We start from the raw sequence: 25,289 nt of genomic DNA on the forward strand, positions 1-25,289 counted from the left end.
GCCCAGTTCACGCTGGGCGGTTTTTTGTTGGGAGCGAAGATCCGGCTTCAAGCCATGTCATCCACGCTGTGACCTGCAGGTTTCGCGTCTGCGCGCGTGAGCCAGAGGACGCCCGCGAGGATCAATGCGCCGCCCGTCATCTGCATGGGCGCGATCGATTCGCCGAGCAGCAATGCCGCGAGCAGTACGGTCACCACCGGCTCCAGCGTCGACAGCATCGACGCCTGCGCGGCCCCCAACTTCTGCAAGCCGGCGAAGAACGTCAGGATTGCCACCACCGTCGACAAGCCAGCAATGGCCAGCGCCGCAGCCCAGCCGCTGAGCGTGCCCGGCAGATGCGCAGGCGCGCCAAGCAACGCCATCCCCGTATACACGACGGCCGCAGCGGTACAGATGACGGTCGTACACGCCAATGGATCCAGCCCGCGCGTGACCCGTGCACCGACCGTGATGTAGATCGAGTAAATCACCGCGGAGGCCACCCCCAGCCCAATGCCGAGAAGGCTGCCGCCTGACAGGCCCGCACCGCCCACCGTCAGCCCCGCCCCGACCGAGCACAGCACCAGCGCGATGATCGCCGCGGTAGTCAGCCGCTCGCGCAGGAAAATCGCCGCCAGTACCGTCACGAACATCGGATACAGATACAGCAGCAGCGCCACCAGGCTGGCCGGCGCGTAGTTCAGCGCCGTAAAAAACGCGAACGACTGCCCGGCATAGCCGATGCCGCCCATGGCCGCCAGCCCAGCCACGCGCGACCACGGCGGTATGCCGATGCGGCGAACACGCATCACGACCATCAGCGCTGCGGCTGCGATCACAAAGCGCACGATCAGCAGACCCACCACGTTCGCGCCACTCGCATAGGCGTAATGCGTGAAGATGGCCATCGCGCCGAAGGATGCGGCGGACACGGCGATCAGCAGCACGCCGAGGAGCTTGTCAGCGGCGCGGGCAGCGAGGGGGGAGTCGGCGGCTTGTCTCATGGGGGGCGGCGTTTTTGTTGGAATCGACCTCTGCGGGAGCGGGCGCCATTGTAGCGTTGCCGTCTCGCGAAGCTGTGCGGCAGGCATCGAGGCGCGCCGGTACAATGGCGGGATCATGTTCAATCCCTCCCGCGACGAAGTCCGTCAATTTTTCTGCGGCGCGTGGCGCAAGCACCGCCAGGCAGAAATCCTCACGCCGCTCGAAGCCATGGCGCTCGACTGGATGCTGCAGCATCCCGAATACCACGACACCCTGGAAGCCGGCAAAGAAGCCCTCGCCCGCGACTACACGCCGGAAAGCGGCCAGAGCAACCCGTTCCTGCACCTGTCGATGCACCTGTCGATCAGCGAGCAGGTATCGGTGGATCAGCCGCGCGGTATTCGCGCTGCATATGAGGCGCTTGCCCAGCGGCTCGACTCGCCGCACGAAGCACAGCACCAGGTAATGGAATGCTTGGGCCAGATGCTGTGGACGGCGCAACGCACCGGCCTACCGCCAGACGGCGACGCCTATATCGAATGCGTGCGCAAGCGCGCCACTGCGCGATAAATCCAACGCCATAAAGAAAAACCGCTCCGAAGAGCGGTTTTTCTTTACCGGCGATGCCGCATTACTTCTTGAGCACCAGCGAACCGGGCAGAGATTCGATGTACGCGGCAATGTCCTTCAGCTCAGCCTGCGTGAACGGACGCGGCTTGCCGTCGGCACCGATCGTGGCAGGGTTGCTGTTGACCTGGCCCGCCATGATGGCGTTGCTGCGCCCCACCAGCGGGTTGTTGCTGGTCTGATAGGCCAGCAGCGCGTGATAGATGTAGTCGCCGTGCTGCCCGGCGAGCTTCGGATAGTCCGGCGAGATCGGGGCGTTCAGGCCGGCGCCATGGCAGGCCACGCAAGCGCCCTTCTCCACCAGCTGCTTGCCCTTTTCAATATCGGCAGCCTGCGCCGACACAGCGGCAGCCAGCATCAGCGCACCCAGATTGAACGAGATTGCGAGCGAGATCTTCTTCATATTCTTCCTCGTCACTTCTGGGGATTGTTTTGGGTGGCCGGCGTCTGCGCCGCGTAATAGGCGGCCAGGTTGGCAATGTCTTGATCGGTCAGCGAGCCGGCAATGGCGCGCATGGTCGGGTGCTTGCGGTCACCCTTCTGGTACGCATGCAGCGCGCTTTCGATGTACTTGGCGTTCTGGCCGCCCAGATAGGGCACGCGATACACCTCGGGGAACGACGTCTTGTAGTCGGGGATGGCATGGCAGCCGATGCACATGGCGACCTTGTTCTCGGCGGCGGCAGCGTTGCCTTGAACGTCGGCAGCGGCGGCGCTGTTGGCTGCGGCGGACAGTGCGCCTAATGTGCCCAAGGCGGCCACCATGGTGAGGATCTTTTTCATCTCGTTCTTAAGCGTGGAGTTTCAGAATCCTGCTCGCCCTGCCGGCTTGGCTCGTCTCAGCCGGCTGTCTCGCTGGGCGCATTCACCCGCCGTTGGCAACTGGCCAGAGGACGGTCATTTGAGGTGCGTCAAACCGGCGCATTGTACCGCACCGTTTTTTTGCCAGTCCAGTTAGGGCTCCCGTGACTTGACAGCAAGGAATGGCACGGCGCATCCGCCACGCTGCCGCCCGGCGTCAAACGCCCAAATGCTCTTATACTGGCCGTTTCCAAATCTTTTACCGCTCAGTAGGCTTGCACGATGAACACCACCACCTCGCCTGCCCCATCCGACCAGCGCTCACGCTTCGAAGGCTCCGACCAGTACGTCGCCACCGATGACCTCAAGCTTGCCGTCAACGCGTCCATGACGCTCCAGCGCCCGCTGCTCATCAAGGGCGAGCCGGGCACGGGCAAGACCATGCTGGCCGAGGAAGTGGCCGCCGCGCTGGGCATGCCGCTGCTGCAGTGGCACGTGAAATCGACCACCAAGGCCCAGCAGGGCCTGTACGAATACGACGCCGTCTCGCGCCTGCGCGACTCGCAGCTTGGCGACGAGGAAAGTAGCAACCGGGTCCACGACATCCGCAACTACATCGTCAAGGGCGTGTTGTGGCAGGCCTTCGAGGCGGATAAGCCCGTCGTGCTGCTGATCGACGAAATCGACAAGGCCGACATCGAGTTCCCGAACGACTTGCTGCGCGAGCTGGATCGCATGGAGTTCTACGTGTATGAAACGCGCGAAACCATCCGCGCCAAGCACCGCCCGCTGGTGATCATCACGTCGAACAACGAGAAGGAATTGCCCGACGCGTTCCTGCGCCGCTGCTTCTTCCACTACATCAAGTTTCCCGATGCCGAGACGATGCAGGCCATCGTCGATGTGCACTATCCGGGTATCAAGCCCGCGCTGGTCAAGGCTGCGCTGGATGCGTTCTACGAGATGCGCAACCTGCCGGGGCTGAAGAAGAAGCCGTCGACGTCCGAGCTGATCGACTGGCTCAAGCTGCTGCTGGCCGAGGACATTCCGCCGGAATCGCTGCGCAGCCAGGACAAGAACGCCGCGATTCCGCCGCTGCATGGCGCGCTGCTCAAGAACGAGCAGGACGTGCACCTGTTCGAGCGCCTGGTGTTCATGAACCGCGCCAACCGCTGAGCGAGCCCCGCCATGCCGCGCCTGATCGAGCCCGTCACGCTGTCCGGCCAGCACGCCTGGCTGGAGCCGCTCGGCCCCGAGCACGAGGACGAAGTGCGCGCCGCAGCCGCTGACGGCGAGCTGTGGAAGCTTTGGTACACGTCCGTCCCCTCACCAGACAAGACCGGCGAGTGGCTGGCCATTGCGCTGGACATGCGCGAACGCCTCGGCGCGATGCCGTTTGTCGTGCGCGAGATGCGTGACGGACAGCCCGGCAAGGTGGTCGGGGCCACGCGCCTCTTCAACGTCGACGAAGCCAACCGCCGGCTCGAAATCGGCCACACGTGGTACGCCAAATCCGTACAGCGCACGGCTGTCAACACGGAATGCAAGTTGCTGCTGCTCACGCACGCGTTCGAGACACTGCACTGCATTGCGGTGGAATTTCGCACGCACTGGATGAATCACCAGAGCCGCGCAGCCATCGCCCGGCTGGGCGCCAAGCAGGACGGCGTGCTGCGCAACCACCAACGCATGCCGGACGGCAGCTTCCGCGACACGGTCGTGTTCTCGATCATCGAATCGGAATGGCTGACCGTGAAACGCCATCTGCAATACAAGCTCGAGCAACCGCGCGCCTGAGCGCCGGAGGACCACCATGCTCATCGATTTCTTCTTCACGCTGCGGCACGCCAAGCTGCCGGTCTCGGTCAAGGAATACCTGACGCTGCTTGAAGGGCTCAAGCAGCAGGTCATCGCGCCGTCGCTCGACGATTTCTACTTCCTGGCGCGCATGACGCTGGTGAAGGACGAAAAGCACTTCGACAAGTTTGACCAAGCGTTCGGCGCCTACTTCAAGGGCGTGGAAGGCGCGGTCGATTGGCGCGCGGACATTCCGCTCGATTGGCTCACCAAGAAGCTGGAGCGCGAACTCTCGCCGGAGGAGAAAGCAAAGATCGAGGCCATGGGCGGCCTCGACAAGCTGATGGAGCGCTTGAAAGAACTGCTGAACGAGCAGCACGAGCGTCACGAAGGCGGCAACAAGTGGATCGGCACGGGTGGCACGTCGCCATTCGGGCACGGCGGCTACAACCCGGAAGGCATCCGTATCGGCGGCCCATCAAAGGGCAACCGCACCGCGGTCAAGGTGTGGGAAGCACGCGCGTACAAGGACTACGACGACACCGTTGAACTCGGCACCCGCAACATCAAGGTGGCGTTGCGCCGCCTGCGCAAGTTCGCGCGTGATGGTGCGGACATCGAGCTGGACCTGGACGACACCATCCACTCCACCGCCGCCAACGCCGGCTTGCTCGACATCAAGATGCGCCCCGAGCGGCACAACAACGTCAAGGTACTGATGCTGATGGATGTGGGCGGCTCGATGGACGACCACATCAAGCGCGTGGAAGAACTCTTCTCCGCCGCCAAGACCGAGTTCAAGCACCTCGAGTATTACTACTTCCACAACTGCGTCTACGAATGGCTGTGGAAGAACAACCGGCGCCGCCATGCGGAACGCTTCTCCACCTGGGACGTCATCCGCAAGTACCCGCCCGATTACAAACTGATCTTCGTGGGCGATGCGACCATGAGCCCGTACGAAATCCTCCAGGCCGGCGGCTCGGTCGAATACAACAACGCTGAAGCCGGTGCCACGTGGCTCAAGCGGCTGATCGAACAGTTCCCGAAATTTGTCTGGCTCAACCCCGAGCCGGAAGGCCTGTGGGAGTACCGCCAGTCCATCTCGGTCATCAACCAGATCGTGAAGACGCGGATGTATCCGGTGACGATTGCGGGGTTGGAATCGGCGATGCGGTTGTTGTCCAAGTAAGTGTCTTGGGGATGCCGGCCCCGTCAATTTCACCGGTCTGGCAACATGGCATGGGCCGCCTCGATGATTCGTTGCGCCTCTGCTGACCGCTGCTGAGGCGGCACGCCAAGCTGTTCTGCAACGCGCGCGGCCAGTCCATGAATCTGGGCCCGATGCGCGGGAGCCGCAAGCTTGCCCTTCACCCGTTGCGAGAAATTTCCGTCAAGAACGTGCTGCTCGCGCCAGTGACCAACACCGCTTGGCAGGACAGAATCGATAAAGGCAGCGAAGCGGGCGGTAGGCCCGGCCTCACTTTGCACACGCCGGGCAATTTCTGCGGGACCTGCAGACCGTGCCTCCAGAACCAGATCATTCGCGGCAATGCGGGCGTCGCGGCCCGTTTCCGCATTGAAGTGCAGCGTAGTTTCCAGCCCGGCACGACGCTTGGCGAAGCGGGCATCGGATGCGAGTACCGCGGGTCCAGCGGCCCAGGCGTCCATCACGACCGTCCGCTCCGACTGTTCGGCAACTGGAGCGGTTGGCACTCGGCCTTCTGCCCACGTGTGTCCAACGGCCGGGGCACTCACGTAATGCACTTCTTCGTGGGGCGCCAACCGGCGGCTGTGATAGACGCTCGTCGTGCTGGTGTGCTCGCCACAATTTCCAGCGCCAAATACCGATGCCGCGGCGGCGGAATAAGGCGCGCGCTGGGTGAACGCGTTCCAGGGCACCTTCGCTTTCCGCTCACGTTCCAGCCTGAAGGTCCGCGCTGCCTTCGTCCGCCAAGTACTTTCGTTGTGGGTGGCTCGCACGTCCACGTCGACGTTGCCGCGACCATGCTTAAGCAGTTGGCGGGTTTCGTTCACGCTGGCATTCGCCAAGCGAAGGCGAGATATTTCCGATGCAGCCACCGGGCGCCCATCCACTGCACGCGCAAGCAGGTACGCAGCGAGTGCCAGCTCCGCGTCGGAAACTTTGGCCGGCGCGGCGGACACCCGCGCTGAGCCGCCAGTACGCGAGCTGGGAAGGCTCGCCAAGGTCGGGGAACGCATGCGCACCGTCGGTTGATTTGCCCCTTCTTGAAGCGTGCGCTCTGTTGGGGATACAGACGATGGCAGCGGTGAGAGACTGCGCGATGGCTCGCCTGTGATTTTCTTGTGCATGCCGGACCTCCAATCGGAGGTCGAAGGCTACCGGAGTCTCACCGTCGATCTGCGAGCGCATGCGAAAGACGGGATCAGGGGACGAAACCGGATGAGATGCAGTGCCCTGCGTATTCCTGTTCGGGAGAGTGCCGATTACCTGACGCGTAATCGACACCATCCACGCTGGCGCCGAAGATGAAGCCATCCAGCGCGATCGCTCATCCCGCGCTGGCCAAGCTCCCCACTTCGAACGGAGAAACGCCATGACTGCCACCCAACTTGCCGCCAACGACACGCTCGCCGATACGCTGGTCGATCGTTATATCGCCGCGTGGAACGCGACGGACGCTGCCCAGCGCAGCGCCCTCGTCACGCAGACCTGGACAGAAGGCGCCACGTATGTCGATCCGCTCATGCAAGGCACCGGACATAGCGGCATCGAAGCGCTCATTGCAGGTGTGCAGGCCAAGTTCCCAGGTTTCCGCTTTGCGCGCGACGGCGGCGTGGACGTTGTACATGACACGATCCGTTTCCGCTGGACGCTTGGCCCCGAGGGGCAGGCGCTGGTCAAGGGCACCGACTTCGTGCGCATTGAAGGTGGCCGCATGCACGCGGTGACTGGCTTCATCGACCAGATGCCCGGCATGGGCGACGCCGCCTGAGCCGTCTCCCAAAAAGCAAACGCCCCGCAATGCCGGGGCGTTTTGCATTGGCTGCATGCAAAGATCAGATGGACAGCGCGTCTTCCTGGCCGGCATTGGCACTGCGCAGTCCGTCTGCCCAGCCTTTGGTCGGCAGCTTGAGCGAGGACTGCAGCGCAGCGGCGCGCGCCTGCACGGCTTCCCAACTAACATGCAGCGGCGGGCCATTGAACGCCAGCGCGATCACGTTGCCGTCGTGCACCTCAGGGAAGACCAGCACGCGATTGTCGAACGCATCGCAAATGCGTTCGATATTGCGTGGGAAGCTGGTGTGGTCGCCAAACAGGTTGATCGTCATCACGCCCGGGGAGCGCAGTACCTGGCGGCAAGCCTTGTAGAACGCCGGCGTATCCAACACGGGGCCGCGCGCGGTGGCGTCATACAGGTCGATCTGCAGTGCATCGACGGTGCCGTGGTGGCTGGCGTCCATCACCCAGTCGTAGGCATCCTGTTCGAGCACGCTCAAGCGCGCGTCGTCAAACGGCATGCTGAACATGCTGCGCGCTGCGACGATCACGGACGGGTTCAACTCCACCGCCGTCACCTGCGCGGGCGCGAGTTGGCGGTGGCAGAACTTCGTTAGCGCGGCAGCGCCAAGACCAAGTTGCACGACGTGGAAATCCGGCCGCGCGGCAGGATCGAGAAACAGCATCCAAGCCATCATCTGCTGTGCATATTCCAGTTCGATGGCATCGGGCTTGGACAGGCGCATGGCGCCCTGCACCCATTCAGTACCGAAGTGCAGATAGCGCACACCGGCCAGTTCAGAAAACGTGACCGGCGCAAAGCGCGGGGCCATGCGCTTCGGTTCATCGTCGTGGTCCAGGCGGTCTTCGCGTTTTGCGCGGGCCGGGCGGCGCGAGGCGACGGCCTCGATGGATTTACGTTTCAACAGCGTCATAAAGCGGATCAACGGGAAGAAGACTGAGCGGCAGCGGCGCGCTGCAGCCACTCGCGATTGTGATCTTTGGCGTAGCGCGTCCAGTGCTTGGCGTCGCGCAGGATCTCTTCAAACAGGGTCTGGGCGCGCTGTTTGTCGGCGTCGTTGTTCTGCACGAGCAGCCATTCGCCGAAGAGGCAGCGGGCAGCCGCGTCGTTCGCACAGGTCAGGGCTTGCTCGAATGCCTCGCGCGTGTTCGGTGCGTTTGTCGCGGCCAATGCGCGTGCGTAGAGCAATGTCGGATCAGGCTGCTGGCGCGTCACACGATGCGCTTCGAACAGTTTGTCGAGCGTGCCCTTGGCAAGTGCCGCATCGCCGGTGGCGAACTGCGCGCGGGCCAGGCCCAACAGCACGGCCGGGTCGCCCGCAAACGGGCCTGTGGCTGCCTGCTCAAAATGCTCGCGCGCCTCTTTGGCATTGCCGGCTTCCAGCAGTGCTTCGCCCAGGCGCAAGCGGTGTTGCACGGTCGGGGCGCGGTCGAAATCGTTGCGCGCCTCGCGCACGGCGCGGTTCGGGTCGATCAGTTGCGTCACGGCGCGGCTGGCAACGCGTGCGCCGCGCGAGTGGCGCATCTCAGGCAGATAGATCGCGAAGAAATACACCACGCTGCCCAGCAACGGAAACGCAAAGAGAATGAACAACCAGTACATGTTCTGGTTGTTGCGCACGACGTGCACGGCAAAGAATAGCGCAACGATGACGTGAAATCCGATTCCGAGAAACGGCATGTGAAGGCTCGATAGTGAAATGCACCGACACCCCCCGCGTCGGCCACGGGCGCGATTGTGACAGATGCGCTGCGGCATCGGTGTGACGCGCCCTTAACGTTTGCGCATTGACACCCCCGAACCCGCGTGGAGCCGACCTTGACAGCCGACCCATCAATAAACGCCGGCGCCTGTCGTCAGGCAGCCGGCGTTGTCTTTGAAGCAAGGCGCTTCTTAGGGGCGACCGAGGAAATCCATTTTGCCGATCTCCACGCCGTTATGGCGCAGCAGCGCATAAGCGGTCGTGATATGGAAATACAGGTTCGGCAGCACGAAGCCTCGCAGGTAATCAATGCCCGAGAACTGCAGCTCGCGCGTCGGGCTCTTGAGCGTGATCTGGCGATCTTCGCTGCCGGCAAATGCCGCGGGGTCGATGCTGTTGACGAACTCCAGCGTCTTGGCAATGCGCGCCTTCAGCTCTGGAATGGTCGTCTCCACATCCGGGTACGACGGCACCTCGTTGCCCGACAGACGCGCCGCACCGCCCTTGGCCTGGTCACAGGCAATCTGCACCTGCCGCGTGAACGGATGCATGTCCGGCGCCAGACGCGCGGTCATCAGATTGACCGGGTCGAACTTCTTCGCTTCTGCGTGGGCAGCAGCCTTGTCGAGCAGGGCCGACAGGTTACCCAACATGCGGTTCACGGTCGGGACCAGAAACTCGTACATCGAAGGTGTGGTCATGGAAGTGATTTCCTTGGTATCCATCGTTGTGGCCGCCAGCGATTCTCTGCACGACTCGCCGGCGCCGCGCTTTCTTGCGCAGGGCACAGTGTAGGGCAGCGATTCGGCCGCTGCATGAAGCACGCGCACGCCTCGTCATGAGGCATTTGGCACGAGATCAGTGCGGCGAACGCTCTTGACGTGGGCTGATCGACGGGCTCGCCGGAATCTCTCGCGTGGCATGGCTATTGCATGGGCAAGGACAAGGCCAACGGCGGCCTTGATCCACCTTGGCACATCGCGACAACACGCTCCGCAAGGAGCGTCCGGGGCAACGGCGCTCCGAGGCGACACGGCACGACCCGGGCACCCGGAGAGTCGCCGTCTCGCTTCGGAGCGCTTTTTTTCTGGCCATCGCGGCTGCGCGTCGACACCACCACCAAGGCAATGACATGAACGCTTCCACCACCCAGGCTTCCACGTCCGACGTGTCCGTTGAGACCATTGGCGAGCTGATCAACCTGTCCGGACGGCAACGCATGCTGTCGCAGCGGATCGTGCTGCACACGGTGTTGGCCGCGCAGGGTCACGCCGCTGCGCTCGACATCGCGCGGTCATGCCTGGCGACATTCGCATCGGCCCACACCGATCTTGCCGAGGGCAATAAACGCCTGCCCGGAGCATTCTCGGAGGCGTTGCGTCAGCTCTACTTCGGCAAACTTCGTGGTGACGCGCGCATCCGCGAGTTCATCGTTCTAGTCAAAAGCGCGATCGATACCTTGTCGACCGGCGCGACCCAACGCAACGCGTCGCTTGATGCACTGGTGGCACAGGCCACGCCCATGCTGGAACTGCTGCAGACCATTACGCAGGCCTATCAAGAGGAGATGCACGTGTGCGAAGTCGCACTGCGCAAACGCCAGGCAGAAATTGCCGCGCACCTCGGGCGCATCTCGATGCAGGCCAACATCGTCGCCATGAACGCGCGCGTCTCGGCAGCAAGGGCGGGCCCATATGGGCGCGAGTTCTCAGTGATCACCACGGTGCTCGCGGACATCATCCAGGAGATGGACCAGTTGATCCGCAATGTCGTCGGAACCGACGATGCCGCACAGCCCGGCGCCGGCACACGCCGGTCATCGACGCCGGCATCGCGCACATTCGGGCACATGTCGCTGCGTTGATCGTGAGACGGAGAACCGCTTGAAACCCTACCTGCAATTCATCCGCTTGCTTGTGTGCTCCGCCCTGCTGTCTGGGCTGATGGGGAGCGCGTGCGCGCAACCGCTGACGATCAACTCAGCCATCAACAAGGCGGGCCGCCAGCGCATGCTGTCGCAGCGCATGGCCAAGGCGTATTGCCAGATCGGCCTGGGCGTGGAGGTCGAGCGATCGAAGAAAATTCTTGAGCAGTCCGTCGCACTCTTTGATCGGCAGCTTACGGAGTTGACGGCATTCGCGCCCACACCCGAGATCAAGGACACCTACGCCAAACTTGAACAGTCGTGGCTCATCTACAGGCAGTTGCTGACAGCCGGGGACCCGAACATCGACAACGCGAAGAAGATCGCCCAAGCCAGCGAAGACGTGCTGAAGCTCGCGCAACAGGGCACGGTGTTGCTGGAAAAACAATCGGGCACGGCGACGGGCAAGCTGATCAACGTGGCGGGCCGTCAGCGGATGCTTTCGCAGCGCATCGCCAAGCTAAGCATGTTCCGTGCGTGGGACATTACCTCTGCGCAGATGACGCAGGATCTCGCTTCAGCCATGAAGGAGTTTACGGCCGCTCAGGTCTTCCTCACGTCTGCGCCGCAGAATTCCGGGGCGATCAATAACGAGCTGCAACTGGCCAGCACGCAATGGCTGTTCTTTGCCGACGCGCTCAAACAGACGGAAGGCACGCGCGCGGAACAGTTGCGCAACGTTGCCACAACCAGCGAGCGCATTCTTCAGGTAATGGATGACGTGACCGGTCTGTACGAGGGGCTGGCCAAATAGCTGAGCGCTACGACAGCCACTCACGCAGCGCTTGCCACGCCACCAACTTTTGGGCGTACGGCACGGCTGCATAAGCTGGACTGCTGGAAGGGAGTTTGAGGATGGTGTGCCGGTCGCCGATGTCGCCCAGCGCCTTCGCACCAATGCGCGCGGCGGTGCCGCCGTTGAAGGCGATCACCGCCAGCTCGGGTAGCGAAGCAATGAGGCTGGCCAGATCATTGCCGGCATGGTCGCGGATCTTGCTGTCGAGACTGCCCTCTCGCTTGGCCTCGGCCACCACATCCCACAGGCCGATGCGATGGGCGAGCAGCGCCTTCAAGCGCGCGGCGTATTCCATGCCCGGCAGGTCCTGGCCGATCACCTCGCCGGCCAGGCGCCAGAACTGGTTGTGCTTGTAGGCGTAGTACTGCGATTGCGCAAGCGATGCTTCGCCGGGCAGGCTGCCCAGGATCAGCACGCGCGTGTGCGCGTCGACCACGGGCGGAAAACATCGTTTGAGCGTCACGCTCGTCGTCAGGCCAGCAGGCGGTTCACGCGTTGCACGTACGCCGCCGGGTCGGCCAATGCGCCACCCTCGGCCAACAGTGCCTGGTCGAACAGCACATGCAAGCGATCTTCAAACGCGGCGCGGTCGGCTTCGTTGCCGGTCACGGTTTCCAGCAGCGCGAGCTTGCGCACCAGCGGGTGCGTGGGGTTCAGTTCCAGCACCGGCTTGCTGTCGGGCGCTTGTTGGCCGGCCTGCTTGAGCAGACGCGCCAGCGTGCCGCTGATATCGCCTTCATCGGCCACGAGGCACGACGGCGAATCGGTCAGTCGATGCGTGATGCGCACGTCCTTGGCCTTGTCGCCCAGCACCGCCTTGGCACGCTCAACCAGCGCCTTGAACTCGCCCTCCACCTTGGCGTGCTCGGCCTTCTCGGCCTCGTCTTCCATCGCGCCCAGGTCGAGATCGCCACGCGCCACCGACACCAGTTCCTTCTCTTCGAAGTCGTGCAGGAACGAGAGCATCCATTCGTCCACGCGATCGGTCAGCAGCAGCACTTCCACGCCCTTCTTGCGGAAGATTTCCAGATGCGGGCTCGACTTGGCAGCCGTCCAGTTTTCGGCCGTCACGTAGTAGATCTTGTCCTGACCTTCCTTCATGCGGCCGATGTAATCCGCCAGCGAGACGGTCTGGGCGCTGTCTTCGTTGTGCGTGGACGCAAAGCGCAGCAGCTTGGCAATGCGGTCCTTGTTGGCCTGGTCTTCGCCAATACCTTCCTTGAGCACTTGGCCGAAGTTCTGCCAGAACGTGGCGTACTTTTCCTTCTCGGCCGCGTCATCCGACTCGGCCATCGATTCGAGCATGCCGAGCACACGCTTGGTGGAGCCTTCCCGGATGGCCTTCACATCGCGGCTTTCCTGCAGGATTTCGCGCGAGACGTTCAGCGGCAAATCGGCCGAATCGATCACGCCCTTCACGAAGCGCTGATAGGCCGGCAGCAGTTGCTCGGCGTCGTCCATGATGAAGACGCGCTTGACGTACAGCTTCAGGCCGCTGCGGCGCTCGCGGTCCCACAGGTCGAACGGCGCGTTGGTCGGGATGTACAGCAGTTGCGTGTATTCGCTGCGACCTTCCACACGGTTGTGCGTCCAGGCGAGCGGCTTGCCGTTTTCGTGGGCGATGTGCTGGTAGAACGCGATGTACTGCTCGTCGGTCACGTCTGCGCGGGGGCGTGCCCACAGTGCGCTGCCCTGGTTGATGGTTTCCCATTCGTCCTGGGCCACCATCGTTTTCTTCTCTTCGTCCCACGCTTCCTTGCGCATCTGGATCGGCAGGGAGATGTGGTCCGAATACTTCTGCACGACTGACTTCACGCGCCAGGCGGAGAGGAAATCGTCCTCACCCTCGCGCAGGTGCAGCGTGATGGTCGTGCCGCGCTCGGCGCGTTCGATGGTGTCGACGGTGAATTCGCCATCGCCAGTGCTTTCCCAGCGCACGCCTTCATTGGCGGCCACGCCGGCGCGGCGCGATTCCACCGTCACGCGATCGGCCACGATAAACGCCGAGTAGAAGCCCACGCCAAACTGGCCGATCAGCGCAGCATCTTTCTGCTGGTCGCCCGAAAGCTGGCTGAAGAACTCGCGCGTGCCCGAGCGGGCGATGGTGCCAAGGTTGCGGATGGCCTCGTCGCGGCTCATGCCGATACCGTTGTCGGCAATCGTGATGGTGCGCGCGACAGCATCGAAGCCGATGCGGATGCCAAGCTCGCCACCGCCTTCCAGCAGCGACGGGTTGGCGATGCCCTCAAAGCGCAGCTTGTCCACCGCATCCGACGCATTGGAAACCAGCTCCCGCAGGAAGATTTCCTTGTTGCTGTACAGCGAGTGGATCATCAGATGCAGAAGCTGCTTCACTTCTGCCTGGAAAGCCATCTTCTCGTGCGGTGCGCTCATGGTGTGCATAAAAAGTCTGGAAAGTGGAAAGAGAAGCGGGCTACACGTTGCGCATGCGCCCGCATGAATTTGTGAGGCTAGATAAGGCGTGGCGCGCGTTTTTCAAGCCCCGCGATCGAGCTGGTCCGCCAGGAATCGGAGCAACTCCGGATCGGCGCTGGTCGCAATGTTGAAGCGCATCCACGTCGACGGCATCTGCGACGGCGAAAACAGGCTCCCGGGCGCAAACACATAGCCTTGTTCGTGCCCGGCGCGGGCAATGGCGTTGGTGTCCTGACCGGTATCGGCCCAGAGAAACATGCCGGCCCCCTGCTGCGCAAACAGCTTCAGGCCCATGCGCTCCAGGCTGCGCTGCACGCCGTCGCGGGCGCGGTCCAGACGGGCGCGTATGCGTTCGACATGCTTGCGGTAATGGCCTTCGGTCAGGATCTTGTAGAGCACGCGCTCGTTGATCTCGGGCGTGACGAGGCCCGTCAGCAGCTTGCCGTCGACGAGGTTCTTGGCCAGCTCGGGGTGGCAGGCAATGAACCCTACACGCAGGTTGGCCGCGAGCGTCTTTGAGAAGCTGCTCAGGTAGATCACGCGGCGCAGCTGGTCCAGACTGGCCAGCCGTGTCCCGGGATGTCCGGGCGGGGCGAGATCGCCGTAGATATCGTCTTCGACGATGAGGAAACCGTACTGCTCGGCCAGCCGCAGCAACTGAAACGCCTTGGCCGCCGACAGCGACGTGCCCGTCGGGTTATGCAGGATCGAGTTGATGATCAGCAGCTTGGGCCGGCGCACCTGCACCAGCCCCTCCAGCGCCACCAGGTCGGGCCCCTCGGCGGTGTACGGCACGCCGATCACCTGCGCCCCTTGCGCGGCAAAGCGGCCGAACATCAGGAACCACGCCGGATCGCCCACCAGGACCGTATCGCCGGGCTGCACGTACTGGCGCGCGATCAGGTCCAGCGACGAGGTGATGCCCGAGGTCATGACGATCTGGTCCGGCCGCGCGCCGATCTCCAGCTCCGCCAACCGCGTCTGCAACTGCTGGCGCAGCGGCAAGAAGCCCTGCGGCGATCCCCACGCCAGAAACTGGTTGCCGTTCTGCCGGCCGAGCGTGCGCAGCGCGTTGGCGATCAGCTCGCCGTCGAGCCAGCCGTTGGGCAGAAAGCCAATGCCCGGCGCCTTGCGTGGCTCGGCGGAATGGAACATGTTCCGCAGCAGCCACGTCACGTCGATCTTGCGCGCGGCGGTCGGCGGCGGCGCGACCGGCTCTTCGGGCAGTGGCGCCTGGCGCTCCTTGACGTAGAAGCCCGAACCGCGCCGCGATTCCAGATACCCCTGCGCCACCAGCCGCTCGTACGCCTCCACCACGGTGAAGCGCGAAATGCTCTTCTCCTGAGCCAGTTGCCGGATCGACGGCATGCGCATCCCGGCACGAAACACGCGCTCGTCGATGCGCATGCGCGCCCATTCGGTGAGCTGATCCACCAGCGTCATCTGCGCCGACGGAATCGGGTCAGGCAACTGCTCCGCCGCCGGGCGGGCGGCCGCGCGGCGGGCATCCAGGCTGATGATGTGGGAGGTGGAATTCATGACGAGGGAGGCGGAAGCGGGCCGAAAACTGTACAGAAAGCGCCACGACAAAGTGTACAGGTACTGTACAGACGCAGTTCGGTAGGATCAAGGTCAGAATTCCGCCCCCAGCGAACCCGGAGACGCCCCCGATGCCAACGTTGAAACGCTTTGATGAAGACGCCTACCGCGCCACCTGCGACGCCACCGTCGTCGCCGTGCATCCGGAAGGCATCGAACTGGACGCCACGGTGTTCTACGCCCGCAGCGGCGGCCAGGCGGGCGACACCGGCACGCTGGTCCTGGCCGATGGGCACACCATTGCGATTGCCGACACCGTCTACAGCGCCGATCGCCAAACCGTTCTGCATGTGCCCGCCGACAGCGCCAACCTCTCCCCGCTCTGGCCCGGCACGCCGGTCACGGCCACCATCGACTGGGACCGCCGCCACCGCCTGATGCGGCTGCATACGTGCCTGCACCTGCTGGGCTCGCTGATTCCGGTGCCCGTCACGGGTTGCGGTATCTCCCCGGACGCCGGCCGCATCGATTTCGACCTGCCGGAATCGACACTCGACCGCGACACCCTCACCACGCAACTGAATGAACTCATCGGCCGCAACACGCCGGTGCGCATCGATCTGATCACGCCGGAAGAACTCGCCGCGCAGCCCGAACTCGTGCGCACCATCGGCGCGGCACCGCCGGCGGGGGCATCGGCCATCCGCATCATCCATATCGACGGCATCGATCGCCAGCCGTGCGGCGGCACCCATGTGCGCGCCACCGGAGAAATTGGCCGCGTGGTCGTCACCAAGATCGAAAAGAAGAGCCGCCAGAACCGACGCGTGGCTGTGGCGTTTGCAGATTGAGCGGCCGCCATGAACAAGTCCGCCGCCCTGCCCATGCAACACGTCGACCACGCTGAACGCCGAGGCCTGCTGCTCGGCTTCATCGGCGTGGCCATCTTCAGCCAGACGCTGCCGTTCACGCGCATGGCCGTCGCCGAGCTGGATGCCACATTCGTGGCGCTGGCGCGCGCGGTGCTGGCAAGCGCGCTGGCGCTGGGCCTGCTTGCGGCAACCGGCGCGTTTTCTGCGGCCAAACGCCCGCACGGCAATCAGTGGTGGCAACTTGCAGTGACGGCGATGGGCGTGGTGGTGGGTTTTCCGCTGTTTTCATCGCTGGCCATGCGCGATGTACCGGCCGCCCATGGCGCCATCATCACCGGCCTCCTGCCGCTTGCGACCGCCATCTTCGCCGCCTGGTTCGGGCGCGAGCGGCCGTCCGCAGGGTTCTGGCTATGCGCCGTGGTGGGCAGCGTGCTTGTCGTTTCTTTTGCGCTGTTGCAAGGGGCCGGCGCCCTCCACCGCGCCGATTGGCTCCTCTTCGCCGCGATGGTGACAGGCGCCCTCGGCTATGCCACCGGCGGCAGGCTCGCACGCGAGCTGGGCGGCATGCAGACGATTGCCTGGGCGCTGGTCGTCTCCCTGCCCGTGCTGCTGCCGCTGGTGGGCGCGCTGGCGTGGCTGCCGTCCACACATCAGGCCGAGGCGCTGGCGCATGCGTCGTCCCGTGCCTGGATGGGGCTGGCTTATGTATCGGCCTTTTCCATGTTCATCGGCTTCCTGTTCTGGTATTCCGGCTTGGCAGCGGGCGGTGTTGCGCGGGTCGGCCAGATACAATTGCTGCAACCTTTCATGACATTGATCGGCGGCTGGCTGCTGCTGGGCGAATCGCTCGATGCGCCGACCGTGCTGTTTGCGCTGGCCGTCATTGCCGTGGTCGGCATCGGCCGGCGCACGTCGGTCCGCCGATAGCAACGTCTTCCCTCTTTTGTTGACCGCACTTACCAAGGAGTCTTCATGACCGCCTCGCACGACGCTCAGGCCAAGCTCAAGCAACTCGGCATCGAATTGCCCGCCGCCGGCGCCCCCGCTGCCGCCTACGTCATGGCCGCGCAAACCGGCAATCAAGTCTTTCTGTCCGGGCACATCGCCAAGAAAGACGGCAAGCCGTGGGTCGGCAAGCTCGGCGCCGATATGACCACCGAACAAGGCAAGGCAGCCGCACGCGCCATCGCCATCGACCTGATGGCCACGCTGAACACGCACCTGGGCGGTGACCTCAGCCGCGTCAAGCGCATCGTCAAGGTGATGAGCCTGGTCAACTCCACCCAGGAGTTCACCGAACAGCACCTGGTGACCAACGGCGCATCGGAGCTGTTTGCCGACGTGTTTGGCGACGCCGGAAAGCATGCCCGCAGCGCCTTCGGCGTCGCACAGATTCCCTTCGGCGCCTGCGTCGAGATCGAGCTGATTGCCGAAGTCGCCTGAGCGATCTGAGCCGCGCTTTTCACTACAGTCTCTAAGGTGGCGGCCCAATGTTAGACGGGCCGGTTGCCTGCTATTCTCATTGTTTTGCCCACCCACGGCGCCTGCTCACGAGGTGGGCGCCGCAACACTAGGACCACACCATGGACCACACCGCCTGTACCTTCTCCAGCCGCGCTCAGAAACTGACCAGCTCGGCGATCCGGGAAATCCTCAAGATCACCGAACGTCCTGAGGTCATTTCGTTTGCCGGTGGCCTGCCCGCCCCCGTCACCTTCCCGGTCGAAGCGATTCAGGCGGCGTGCGCCCGCATGTTTGCTGACAACCCGCAGGCCTCGCTGCAGTACACCCCGACCGAAGGCCTGTCGGTGCTGCGTGAGTGGATCGCCCAACGTCATGGCACCACCGCCTCGCGCGTGCTGATCACCACGGGTTCGCAGCAGGGGCTGGACCTGCTCGGCAAGATCTTTATCGACCCGCAAAGCAAGGTGCTGGTCGAAACGCCGACGTACCTGGGCGCGCTGCAGGCGTTCTCGCTGTTCGAGCCGACTTATACGTCCATCGCCACCGATGACAAAGGCCTGCTGCCGGATGCGCTCACGCCAGAGCTGGCTGCCGGCGCCCGCTTCTTCTACACGATCCCGAACTTCCAGAACCCGACCGGCCGCCGTCTGCCGCTGGACCGCCGCCAAGCCCTGGTGGCCCGCGCGAAGGAACTCGGCGTGCTGCTCGTGGAAGACGATCCGTACGGCGAACTGAGCTACACCGGCGATGCCCTGCCGTCGCTGCGCTCGCTCAATCCGGACGGCGTGATCTACATGGGCTCGTTCTCGAAGATCCTCGCACCGGGCATGCGCCTGGGTTACATCATCGCGCCCGAACATATCCACTTCAAACTCGTGCAGGCCAAGCAGGCATCGGATCTGCACACGCCCAGTTTCACGCAGCGCGTGGCGTACGAGGTGTTGAAGACCGGTCTGCTCGATACGCACATCCCGAGCATCCGAAACCTCTATGGCAAGCAGTGCGAGGCGATGCTCGACTCGCTCACGCGCCATATGCCGGCCGGTGTGCATTGGAATCGTCCGGAAGGCGGCATGTTCATCTGGGTTGAGGTGCCGGAAGGCATCGACACGATGGCGCTGCTGGAAAAGGCCGTCGCGCGCAATGTGGCTTTCGTGCCGGGCGCACCGTTCTATGCCAATGCGCCGCGTCGCAATACGCTGCGGCTGGCGTTCGTGACGGTGGCACCGGAGCGCATCGAGCAAGGCATTGCCGTGCTGGGCGAGTTGATCCGCGCGGAAATTGCAGCGCTCACGCCCAAGGCCGCCTAAATTACATAACGATCCATTCCATCCATTCAAGAAAGGAGCCGTCGTCGATGCTGCGGATCTGGGGAAGACTCTCTTCGGTCAACGTTCAGAAAGTGGTCTGGTGCGCGCGCGAGCTGTCGCTGGACCATGAGCGCATCGACGTCGGCGGCGCCTTTGGCGGTGTCGACACGCCGGAATTCAAGGCGATGAACCCGAACGGGATGATCCCCGTCATCGAAGACGGCCTGAACGATTCCGGCGATACGCGCTTCGTGCTGTGGGAATCCAACGCCATCGTGCGCTACCTCTCGGCGCGCTACGGCCCGGGCAACCTCTACCCGCTCGAGCTTCACGAGCGCGCCGATGCCGACCGCTGGATGGACTGGCAAACCACGTCGTACAGCCCGTCGATGGTGGATGCGTTCATGCAGCTCGTGCGTACGCCGGAAGACCAGCGCGACGCCGAGCGCATTGAACGCTCGCGCCAGGCCGCCGAGCGCAGCACCGCCGTCCTCGAAGCTGTGCTGGCCAAGCAGCCCTACGTGGCCGGCCGCCGATTCACCATGGCCGACATCGTCTGCGGCTGCGCAACGCAGCGCTGGCTCGGCCTGCCGATGGACCGCCCGGCGCGACCGAACCTCGAGCGGTGGATGGCCGAGTTGCGCGACCGCCGGGCCGCGCGGGAAGTCCTGGCGCTGCCTGTCGTCTAAGCCCGCCCGAAACCGGTTGCGGTAGCATCACCAACCGCGCACGGCACCCACGCCGGCGCGGTTTTTTGTTTTCACCGAGGGAAACCCGGATGCCATTGAACCGACCTTCCACCACCGTCGCCACGATCCTGTGGGGCGCGCTTTACCTGGTTGCCGCCATCGTGTCGCATCGGCTGAATGGGCCGGTCGACATGACGGGCTACATCTGGCTGCCGGCGGGCGTGACCATGGCCGCTTTCATGCTGCGGCCGTACCGCGAATGGCCGGGGCTGGGCGCAGCGTTTGCCGTAGCGCAACTGGCGCTAGCAGCCATTGAACACACCAACCCCGCGCACGCCATGCTCTTTGTACTCGACGAGGCGGGTAGCGCGGCGCTGGCCGTGGCGCTGGTGCGACTGGCGCGCGTGCCGCTTGAAGGGCTCTACTTCGTACGCGCGATGCTGGTGGCAGGCGCGGTCAGTGCGCTGCTGGGGGCGCTGTTCGGGGCGGCATGGTTTGCATGGTCACAAGGCGGCTCGTTCGGGCACGTACTGCGCATCTGGGCGGCATCGGATTTTCTGGGCGTGCTGATCGTCACGCCGGTACTGGCGGCATGGTCGCGCTTTCGCGCGTTCCGCTCGGGCGGCACGGACCGCACGGATTTCGTGCTCGGTCTGGCAGCCGTCGTTGCGCTGGCGCTGTCGGCGTACGTCATCTTCGATGGCAACAGCGATGCCAAATTTGGCGACGGAATCGGCTTTGCGCTGACGTACGTCCCGCTGTTCTTTGCCGTGGTGGTAGCCCTTCTGTGGGGCGGACGCGGTGGCTCGATGGCGGTGCTGCTGCTCACGCTGGTGGCGCTCACACAAACCGCCGAGGGCGACGGCCCGTTCGCCGTGCTGGATCACCACTATGGCCAGTCGCTGCTGGAAGCGCAGCTGTACCTGGGCATTGCCGCGCTGCTGGTGCTGCTGGTGAGCGCGCTCAAAACCACGCGCGAACAACTGCACGAGCAAAGCGCGCAGTGGCAGAACCGCGTGGAACTGGCGTTGGCGGCGTCGGGCCAGCTCGTCTACACCATCGATCCCGCCAGCGGCCGCATCGACTGGGGCGGCGACGTGGCTCTCGTGTTCGGACACGAACCGGCGAGCATGGCGTCGATCTCGACCGTGCTGCAACTGGTGCATCCGGATGACCGCGACGCGCTGCGTGCGCGCTGGCTCGGCGCAGCCGCGCTGGAAGACGAGGCCGCGACGCCCGCACGCCGCCAGACGTTGCGCATCACCGCACGCGACGGCACGCTGCACACCGTGGTGGATACCGGTCGCCCACTGACGGACGCCGTTGGCAACACGGCGCTCGTAACCGGTACCTGGTCGGTCGAGACCGCACTGTGACCTCATCGGCGCCCGGCAGCACGGCTGTGCTGCTGATCCATGGCCTGGGCGGCACGGCCTACGACCTGGGCGTGCTGCAGAAAGCGCTGCGCAGCGCTGGCGCCGTCACGCACGTGCCGACCTTGCCCGGCCACGGCACGCGCCCAGAAGACCTCATCCACATGCCCGCCGAAGCATGGCTTGAAACGCTCACGCAAACGTATGAGCAGCTCGTCGCCGAGCATGACACCGTGCATATCGCGGGGATGTGTATGGGCGCATTGCTGGCGCTGGTGCTGGCGCATCGCGTTCGGCATGGCATTGCGCGCCCGCAAGACAGGCTGGCGCTGCTCGCCACGCCCATCCATATCGATGGCTGGTCCACGCCGTGGTATCGGGATCTGCGCTACGCGGTCTATCGCATCCCGGGCATGGCTGCGCGCATGCGCGTGGAAGAAGATGAGCCGTTCGGCATCAAGAACCCGCTGTTGCGGCGGATCATCAAAGCCAAGCTCGCGCGAGGTGACAGCTTCCATTATCCGTGGGTGCCGCTGGCGTGCATTCGTCAGGTGGACCGGCTGCGGCGCTGGGCGCTGGCCGGAGCGCCCGATACGCAGTGCCAGACGCTGGTGATTCATTCCCGCGAAGACGAACTCACCAGCCTGCGCTCGGCCCAAACGTTGCAGGCCACGCTGCCCCATGTGCGCAGCGTTGTGCTGGAAAACAGCTACCACATGATCTGCGTGGACAACGACCGCGATCAGGTCGCCGCAGAGGTCCTCGGCTTTTTCGGTTTCGACCCAGCGGCAGCCAGGCGCAAGAGCCCAGCCGCCGCGGAGTGATCGCGCCGATCAGGCGGCCGGCCCCATGCTTTCATGCTCGTGCGCCGCGTCCAGCCGGCGCTGCCGCTCGCTGCCCTTGAACACGCCTCGCACCACCACAAAGAACACCGGCACCAGAAACACCGCCAGCACTGTCGCCGCGATGATCCCGCCCAACACGCCCGTGCCGATGGCGCGCTGGCTGGCCGATGCAGCGCCGCTTGCAATCGCCAGCGGCACGACTCCAAACGCAAATGCCAGCGACGTCATCACAATCGGCCGGAAGCGCAGGCGCGCGGCCTCCAGCGTGGCTTCGATCAGGCCCATGCCCTGCGCCACCAGATCCTTTGCCACTTCGATGATCAGGATCGCGTTCTTGGCCGACAGCCCGATGGTGGCAATCAGCCCAACCTTGAAGTAGATGTCGTTGGGCAGGAAACGCAGCGTGGCGCCCAGCAGCGCGCCCAGCACGCCCAGCGGCACCACCAGCATGACCGCCAGCGGAATCGACCAGCTCTCGTACAAGGCCGCGAGGCACAGAAACACGACGAGGATCGACAACGCAAACAGTGCCGGCGCCTGCGCCCCCGACAGCCGCTCCTCGAACGATTGCCCCGTCCACTCGTAGCCGAAGCCTTCGGGCAGACCGCGCGCAATCGACTCCATCGCCGCCATGGCCTCGCCTGAGCTATGACCGGGTGCCGGCGAGCCGGTGATCGTCATGGCCGGAAAGCCGTTGTAGCGATCGAGCTTGAGCGGCCCGACGATCCACTTCGTCGTGGTGAACGCCGAGAGCGGCACCATCGCCCCCGCGGCATTGCGCACGTGCATGCGACCAAGCTGTTCGACCGAGACGCGCTGCTTGCCGTCGGCCTGCACGATCACGCGGCGCACCTGGTTGCGGTAGACAAAATCGCCCGCGTAGTCGGAGCCGAACATCACCGCCAGCGTGCGGTTGATGTCTTCGATCGACACGCCCATCGACAGCGCCTTCTTGCGGTCCACATCGATCAGCACCTGCGGTGCATCGCCCTGGCCCGCAAACGTGACTTCCGACAGCGCGGGATGCTTGGCGGCCTCCGCGAGCATGCGGTCGCGTGCCTGCGCAAGGCGCTCGTAGCCGGCGCCGCCGCGGTCTTGCAAGCGCAGGTCGAAGCCGGGCTTGCTGCCCAGCTCCGGCAGCGCGGGCGAGTTCATCGCCATGACGATCGCGCCCTTGATCTTGCCGAACGCCGCATTGGCGCGCTCGACCACGGCGTCGACGTGCTGGTCAGCGCCCTTGCGTTGCTTCCAGTCCTTGAGCGTCAGGAACAGCATGGCCGCGTTCTGGCCGTTGCCGTACAGGCTGAAGCCCGTGATGGCCAGCGTGGACGCAACGGCCGGCTCCTGCGTCATGAAGTGCTGCTCGGCCTGCCGCACCACGTCCAGCGTCTGCGCCTGTGTGGCGCCGGTCGGCAGCATGACGACGGTCATGAACTCGCCGGTGTCTTCTTCCGGCAGGAAGGCCGTCGGCAGTTGCGTGAACAGCAGCACCACCACGCCGATGACGGCGCCGTACACCACCAGCGCGCGGCCCGTGCGGTTCAGCAGCTTGGCAACGCCGCCTTGGTAGCGTGCCGTCAAACGCGCAAAGCCCCGGTTGAATGCGCCAAAGAAGCCCTTGCGCTCGGCATCGTGGCCGACCTGCACCGGCTTGAGCAGCGTCGCGCAAAGCGCTGGCGTAAGCGTCAATGCCAGGAATGCCGAAAACACCATCGACACCGCCAGCGACAGCGAAAACTGCCGGTAGATATTGCCCACCGCGCCACCAAAGAACGCCATCGGCACGAACACCGCCGTCAGCACCAGCGAGATGCCGACGATGGCCCCGCTGATCTGCCGCATCGCCTTGGCCGTCGCCTCGCGTGGCGAGAGCCCGTCTTCATGCATCACGCGTTCGACGTTTTCCACCACCACGATGGCATCGTCGACGAGGATGCCGATGGCGAGCACCAGGCCGAACAGTGTCAGCACGTTGATGGAAAAACCCATCGGCAGCATCACCGCAAACGTGCCCAGCAGCGCGATCGGCACGACCAGCGTCGGGATCAGCGTCGCGCGCAGGTTCTGCATGAACAGCATCATCACCAGGAACACCAGCACCACGGCTTCGAGCAGCGTCTTGACCACCTGCTCGATGGCGATGCCGACAAAGCGCGAGCTGTCGTACGCCACCTCGTAGCGCACGCCGGGCGGGAAATACGCCTGCGCTTCGTCCAGCACCGCGCGCACGCGCTTGGCCACGCCCACGGCATTGGCGCCAGGGGCAAGCTTGATGCCGATGGTCGTAGCCGGCTTGCCGTTCATGCGCGACAGGTAGAGGTAATCGCTGCCGCCCAGCTCCACGCGCGCCACATCGCGCAGCAGCACCATGCGGCCCTGTGCGTCCGCACGCAGCGGAATCTGGCCGAATGCATCGGGCGTGGTGAGCCCATCGTCGCCGGTGACGCTCGCGTTGATGGGCGCACTGCCCGGCACGGCGCCGCTGCCGATTTCGCCCACGGTGATGCGCGCGTTGTAGCGGCACACGGCGTCGCTCAGGTCGCTGGCGGTCAGGCCCAATGCGGTCAGCTTGTCGGCATCGGGCCAGATGCGCATGGCGTATTCCGCATCGAACAACTGAGCGGTGCCGACGCCCGGCACGCGGCGCAACTGCGGGATCAAGTCAGACGAGGCGAGGTCACCCAAGTCGATGCCGTCAAAGCGGCCGCGCTCGGCCGTCAGCGACAGATACATCATGTAGTTCTCGGCCGCCTTCTCGATGCGGATGCCGTTGCGGCGCACGACCTCGGGCAGACGCTCCTCGACGATCTTCAGCCGGTTCTGCACCTCCACTGCCGCAAGATCGGGGCTCGTGCCCTGCGTGAACGACAGGTTGATCGATACGTTGCCCGCCGCGTCAGACGAAGACGACATGTACAGCAGCCCCGGCGCCCCGTTCATCTCGCGCTCGATGATGGCGGTGACGGCGCTCTCCACCGTGCGCGCAGACGCCCCCGGGTAGTTGGCCGAAATGCTGACATTGGGCGGCGCGATGTTCGGATACTGCGCCACCGGCAGCTTGGGCAGCGCGAGCACGCCGGCCAGAATGATGGCCAGCGCAATCACCCAGGCAAAGACCGGGCGGTCGATAAAGAAGCGTGCCATGG

25 protein-coding genes are annotated in these 25,289 nt (G+C 64.3%); 14 read left to right on the top strand and 11 right to left on the bottom strand.

Features of this window, described 5'->3' with window-relative positions; all coding sequences use genetic code 11:
* Positions 1–47: 47 nt before the first annotated feature.
* A complete protein-coding gene (locus tag ACEN9T_RS19850) occupies positions 48–983 on the bottom strand; it encodes a DMT family transporter (protein ID WP_092971615.1) in 936 nt (311 codons plus the stop codon).
* Between the two features lie 115 nt (positions 984–1,098).
* Here ACEN9T_RS19850 and ACEN9T_RS19855 point away from each other — a divergent pair, with 115 nt between their 5' ends.
* On the top strand, positions 1,099–1,533 hold the full coding sequence (locus ACEN9T_RS19855; protein WP_413706833.1) for a DUF1841 family protein: 435 nt from the start codon (positions 1,099–1,101) through the stop codon (positions 1,531–1,533).
* 61 nt (positions 1,534–1,594) lie between these two features.
* Here the strand turns inward: ACEN9T_RS19855 and ACEN9T_RS19860 are convergent, their stop codons facing one another.
* Together ACEN9T_RS19860 and ACEN9T_RS19865 are read right to left on the bottom strand one after the other, a co-directional pair.
* Positions 1,595–1,993, bottom strand: a complete 399-nt coding sequence (locus ACEN9T_RS19860) for a c-type cytochrome (RefSeq protein ID WP_009238577.1) — start codon at positions 1,991–1,993, stop codon at positions 1,595–1,597.
* 11 nt (positions 1,994–2,004) lie between these two features.
* Positions 2,005–2,373: a c-type cytochrome gene (locus ACEN9T_RS19865; protein WP_012435195.1), complete on the bottom strand. Its 369-nt coding sequence runs from the start codon at positions 2,371–2,373 to the stop codon at positions 2,005–2,007.
* Between the two features lie 300 nt (positions 2,374–2,673).
* On the opposite strand from ACEN9T_RS19865, the gene ACEN9T_RS19870 reads away from it, so the two are divergent.
* The 3 genes from ACEN9T_RS19870 to ACEN9T_RS19880 are packed head-to-tail and all read left to right on the top strand — an operon-like array spanning position 2,674 to position 5,380.
* The gene (locus ACEN9T_RS19870) at positions 2,674–3,567 is read left to right on the top strand and encodes an AAA family ATPase (protein ID WP_413706834.1); all 894 of its coding nucleotides are present in this window, start codon (positions 2,674–2,676) and stop codon (positions 3,565–3,567) included.
* A 12-nt stretch (positions 3,568–3,579) separates the two neighbouring features.
* Positions 3,580–4,188 carry a GNAT family N-acetyltransferase gene (locus ACEN9T_RS19875; protein ID WP_413706835.1) on the top strand — a complete coding sequence of 203 codons (609 nt, stop codon included), beginning with the start codon at positions 3,580–3,582 and terminating at the stop codon, positions 4,186–4,188.
* 16 nt (positions 4,189–4,204) lie between these two features.
* Positions 4,205–5,380 (top strand): vWA domain-containing protein, encoded by a 1,176-nt coding sequence (locus ACEN9T_RS19880; RefSeq protein WP_413706836.1) that lies wholly within the window; start codon positions 4,205–4,207, stop codon positions 5,378–5,380.
* A gap of 29 nt (positions 5,381–5,409) precedes the next feature.
* Here the strand turns inward: ACEN9T_RS19880 and ACEN9T_RS19885 are convergent, their stop codons facing one another.
* Positions 5,410–6,225 carry a hypothetical protein gene (locus ACEN9T_RS19885; protein ID WP_217649353.1) on the bottom strand — a complete coding sequence of 272 codons (816 nt, stop codon included), beginning with the start codon at positions 6,223–6,225 and terminating at the stop codon, positions 5,410–5,412.
* A gap of 542 nt (positions 6,226–6,767) precedes the next feature.
* On the opposite strand from ACEN9T_RS19885, the gene ACEN9T_RS19890 reads away from it, so the two are divergent.
* A complete protein-coding gene (locus ACEN9T_RS19890; protein ID WP_092971618.1) occupies positions 6,768–7,166 on the top strand; it encodes a nuclear transport factor 2 family protein in 399 nt (132 codons plus the stop codon).
* Positions 7,167–7,230: 64 nt separating this feature from the next.
* Here the strand turns inward: ACEN9T_RS19890 and ACEN9T_RS19895 are convergent, their stop codons facing one another.
* From ACEN9T_RS19895 to ACEN9T_RS19905, 3 genes are all read right to left on the bottom strand, one after another.
* Positions 7,231–8,106, bottom strand: coding sequence for a spermidine synthase (locus ACEN9T_RS19895; protein WP_092971619.1), 876 nt, complete (start codon positions 8,104–8,106; stop codon positions 7,231–7,233).
* 8 nt (positions 8,107–8,114) lie between these two features.
* Positions 8,115–8,873 carry a tetratricopeptide repeat protein gene (locus ACEN9T_RS19900; RefSeq protein ID WP_092971620.1) on the bottom strand — a complete coding sequence of 253 codons (759 nt, stop codon included), beginning with the start codon at positions 8,871–8,873 and terminating at the stop codon, positions 8,115–8,117.
* 213 nt (positions 8,874–9,086) lie between these two features.
* Positions 9,087–9,596, bottom strand: coding sequence for a DUF1993 domain-containing protein (locus tag ACEN9T_RS19905; protein WP_413706837.1), 510 nt, complete (start codon positions 9,594–9,596; stop codon positions 9,087–9,089).
* Between the two features lie 431 nt (positions 9,597–10,027).
* Here ACEN9T_RS19905 and ACEN9T_RS19910 point away from each other — a divergent pair, with 431 nt between their 5' ends.
* Positions 10,028–10,759, top strand: a complete 732-nt coding sequence (locus ACEN9T_RS19910) for a type IV pili methyl-accepting chemotaxis transducer N-terminal domain-containing protein (RefSeq protein ID WP_092971621.1) — start codon at positions 10,028–10,030, stop codon at positions 10,757–10,759.
* 79 nt (positions 10,760–10,838) lie between these two features.
* Positions 10,839–11,573, top strand: a complete 735-nt coding sequence (locus ACEN9T_RS19915) for a type IV pili methyl-accepting chemotaxis transducer N-terminal domain-containing protein (protein WP_413708486.1) — start codon at positions 10,839–10,841, stop codon at positions 11,571–11,573.
* Between the two features lie 7 nt (positions 11,574–11,580).
* Here ACEN9T_RS19915 and ACEN9T_RS19920 read toward each other — a convergent pair whose 3' ends face one another.
* The 3 genes from ACEN9T_RS19920 to ACEN9T_RS19930 form a co-directional block, all read right to left on the bottom strand.
* Complete coding sequence (locus tag ACEN9T_RS19920) at positions 11,581–12,078, bottom strand: DNA-deoxyinosine glycosylase (protein WP_413706838.1); 498 nt, start codon at positions 12,076–12,078, stop codon at positions 11,581–11,583.
* 8 nt (positions 12,079–12,086) lie between these two features.
* Positions 12,087–14,009 (bottom strand): molecular chaperone HtpG, encoded by a 1,923-nt coding sequence (htpG, locus tag ACEN9T_RS19925; RefSeq protein ID WP_413708487.1) that lies wholly within the window; start codon positions 14,007–14,009, stop codon positions 12,087–12,089.
* Positions 14,010–14,111: 102 nt separating this feature from the next.
* Positions 14,112–15,590: a PLP-dependent aminotransferase family protein gene (locus tag ACEN9T_RS19930; RefSeq protein ID WP_316884574.1), complete on the bottom strand. Its 1,479-nt coding sequence runs from the start codon at positions 15,588–15,590 to the stop codon at positions 14,112–14,114.
* A 131-nt stretch (positions 15,591–15,721) separates the two neighbouring features.
* Here ACEN9T_RS19930 and ACEN9T_RS19935 point away from each other — a divergent pair, with 131 nt between their 5' ends.
* From ACEN9T_RS19935 to ACEN9T_RS19965, 7 genes are all read left to right on the top strand, one after another.
* Complete coding sequence (locus ACEN9T_RS19935) at positions 15,722–16,441, top strand: alanyl-tRNA editing protein (RefSeq protein WP_413706839.1); 720 nt, start codon at positions 15,722–15,724, stop codon at positions 16,439–16,441.
* Positions 16,442–16,450: 9 nt separating this feature from the next.
* Entirely contained in the window at positions 16,451–17,389 is a 939-nt protein-coding gene (locus tag ACEN9T_RS19940) for a DMT family transporter (RefSeq protein WP_413706840.1), read from the top strand.
* 45 nt (positions 17,390–17,434) lie between these two features.
* Positions 17,435–17,905 carry a RidA family protein gene (locus tag ACEN9T_RS19945; RefSeq protein ID WP_260802746.1) on the top strand — a complete coding sequence of 157 codons (471 nt, stop codon included), beginning with the start codon at positions 17,435–17,437 and terminating at the stop codon, positions 17,903–17,905.
* Positions 17,906–18,045: 140 nt separating this feature from the next.
* Entirely contained in the window at positions 18,046–19,236 is a 1,191-nt protein-coding gene (locus ACEN9T_RS19950) for a PLP-dependent aminotransferase family protein (protein WP_092971628.1), read from the top strand.
* Between the two features lie 47 nt (positions 19,237–19,283).
* Positions 19,284–19,925: a glutathione S-transferase family protein gene (locus ACEN9T_RS19955; RefSeq protein WP_413706841.1), complete on the top strand. Its 642-nt coding sequence runs from the start codon at positions 19,284–19,286 to the stop codon at positions 19,923–19,925.
* Positions 19,926–20,014: 89 nt separating this feature from the next.
* Positions 20,015–21,301: an MASE1 domain-containing protein gene (locus ACEN9T_RS19960; RefSeq protein WP_092971630.1), complete on the top strand. Its 1,287-nt coding sequence runs from the start codon at positions 20,015–20,017 to the stop codon at positions 21,299–21,301.
* Positions 21,298–22,122 carry an alpha/beta hydrolase gene (locus ACEN9T_RS19965; protein ID WP_413706842.1) on the top strand — a complete coding sequence of 275 codons (825 nt, stop codon included), beginning with the start codon at positions 21,298–21,300 and terminating at the stop codon, positions 22,120–22,122. The genes ACEN9T_RS19960 and ACEN9T_RS19965 overlap by 4 nt, the downstream gene beginning before the upstream one ends.
* A 9-nt stretch (positions 22,123–22,131) precedes the next feature.
* Here the strand turns inward: ACEN9T_RS19965 and ACEN9T_RS19970 are convergent, their stop codons facing one another.
* Entirely contained in the window at positions 22,132–25,287 is a 3,156-nt protein-coding gene (locus ACEN9T_RS19970) for a multidrug efflux RND transporter permease subunit (RefSeq protein ID WP_413706843.1), read from the bottom strand.
* Positions 25,288–25,289 lie beyond the last annotated feature (2 nt).

Origin of the sequence: Ralstonia sp. Ralssp110 (assembly GCF_047325135.1) — a bacterium.
GTDB lineage: Bacteria > Pseudomonadota > Gammaproteobacteria > Burkholderiales > Burkholderiaceae > Ralstonia > Ralstonia mojiangensis.

What these genes read in the sequence shown, in the direction of transcription:
- ACEN9T_RS19865 (WP_012435195.1), bottom strand. Translation starts at nt 2,373, where the DNA reads ATGAAAAAGATCCTCACCATGGTGGCCGCCTTGGGCACATTAGGCGCA.
- ACEN9T_RS19935 (WP_413706839.1), top strand. Translation starts at nt 15,722, where the DNA reads ATGCCAACGTTGAAACGCTTTGATGAAGACGCCTACCGCGCCACCTGC.
- ACEN9T_RS19905 (WP_413706837.1), bottom strand. Translation starts at nt 9,596, where the DNA reads ATGACCACACCTTCGATGTACGAGTTTCTGGTCCCGACCGTGAACCGC.
- ACEN9T_RS19890 (WP_092971618.1), top strand. Translation starts at nt 6,768, where the DNA reads ATGACTGCCACCCAACTTGCCGCCAACGACACGCTCGCCGATACGCTG.
- ACEN9T_RS19860 (WP_009238577.1), bottom strand. Translation starts at nt 1,993, where the DNA reads ATGAAGAAGATCTCGCTCGCAATCTCGTTCAATCTGGGTGCGCTGATG.
- ACEN9T_RS19910 (WP_092971621.1), top strand. Translation starts at nt 10,028, where the DNA reads ATGAACGCTTCCACCACCCAGGCTTCCACGTCCGACGTGTCCGTTGAG.
- htpG (WP_413708487.1), bottom strand. Translation starts at nt 14,009, where the DNA reads ATGAGCGCACCGCACGAGAAGATGGCTTTCCAGGCAGAAGTGAAGCAG.
- ACEN9T_RS19960 (WP_092971630.1), top strand. Translation starts at nt 20,015, where the DNA reads ATGCCATTGAACCGACCTTCCACCACCGTCGCCACGATCCTGTGGGGC.
- ACEN9T_RS19955 (WP_413706841.1), top strand. Translation starts at nt 19,284, where the DNA reads ATGCTGCGGATCTGGGGAAGACTCTCTTCGGTCAACGTTCAGAAAGTG.
- ACEN9T_RS19880 (WP_413706836.1), top strand. Translation starts at nt 4,205, where the DNA reads ATGCTCATCGATTTCTTCTTCACGCTGCGGCACGCCAAGCTGCCGGTC.
- ACEN9T_RS19915 (WP_413708486.1), top strand. Translation starts at nt 10,839, where the DNA reads ATGGGGAGCGCGTGCGCGCAACCGCTGACGATCAACTCAGCCATCAAC.
- ACEN9T_RS19870 (WP_413706834.1), top strand. Translation starts at nt 2,674, where the DNA reads ATGAACACCACCACCTCGCCTGCCCCATCCGACCAGCGCTCACGCTTC.
- ACEN9T_RS19940 (WP_413706840.1), top strand. Translation starts at nt 16,451, where the DNA reads ATGAACAAGTCCGCCGCCCTGCCCATGCAACACGTCGACCACGCTGAA.
- ACEN9T_RS19970 (WP_413706843.1), bottom strand. Translation starts at nt 25,287, where the DNA reads ATGGCACGCTTCTTTATCGACCGCCCGGTCTTTGCCTGGGTGATTGCG.
- ACEN9T_RS19950 (WP_092971628.1), top strand. Translation starts at nt 18,046, where the DNA reads ATGGACCACACCGCCTGTACCTTCTCCAGCCGCGCTCAGAAACTGACC.
- ACEN9T_RS19930 (WP_316884574.1), bottom strand. Translation starts at nt 15,590, where the DNA reads ATGAATTCCACCTCCCACATCATCAGCCTGGATGCCCGCCGCGCGGCC.
- ACEN9T_RS19945 (WP_260802746.1), top strand. Translation starts at nt 17,435, where the DNA reads ATGACCGCCTCGCACGACGCTCAGGCCAAGCTCAAGCAACTCGGCATC.
- ACEN9T_RS19850 (WP_092971615.1), bottom strand. Translation starts at nt 983, where the DNA reads ATGAGACAAGCCGCCGACTCCCCCCTCGCTGCCCGCGCCGCTGACAAG.
- ACEN9T_RS19855 (WP_413706833.1), top strand. Translation starts at nt 1,099, where the DNA reads ATGTTCAATCCCTCCCGCGACGAAGTCCGTCAATTTTTCTGCGGCGCG.
- ACEN9T_RS19875 (WP_413706835.1), top strand. Translation starts at nt 3,580, where the DNA reads ATGCCGCGCCTGATCGAGCCCGTCACGCTGTCCGGCCAGCACGCCTGG.
- ACEN9T_RS19900 (WP_092971620.1), bottom strand. Translation starts at nt 8,873, where the DNA reads ATGCCGTTTCTCGGAATCGGATTTCACGTCATCGTTGCGCTATTCTTT.
- ACEN9T_RS19895 (WP_092971619.1), bottom strand. Translation starts at nt 8,106, where the DNA reads ATGACGCTGTTGAAACGTAAATCCATCGAGGCCGTCGCCTCGCGCCGC.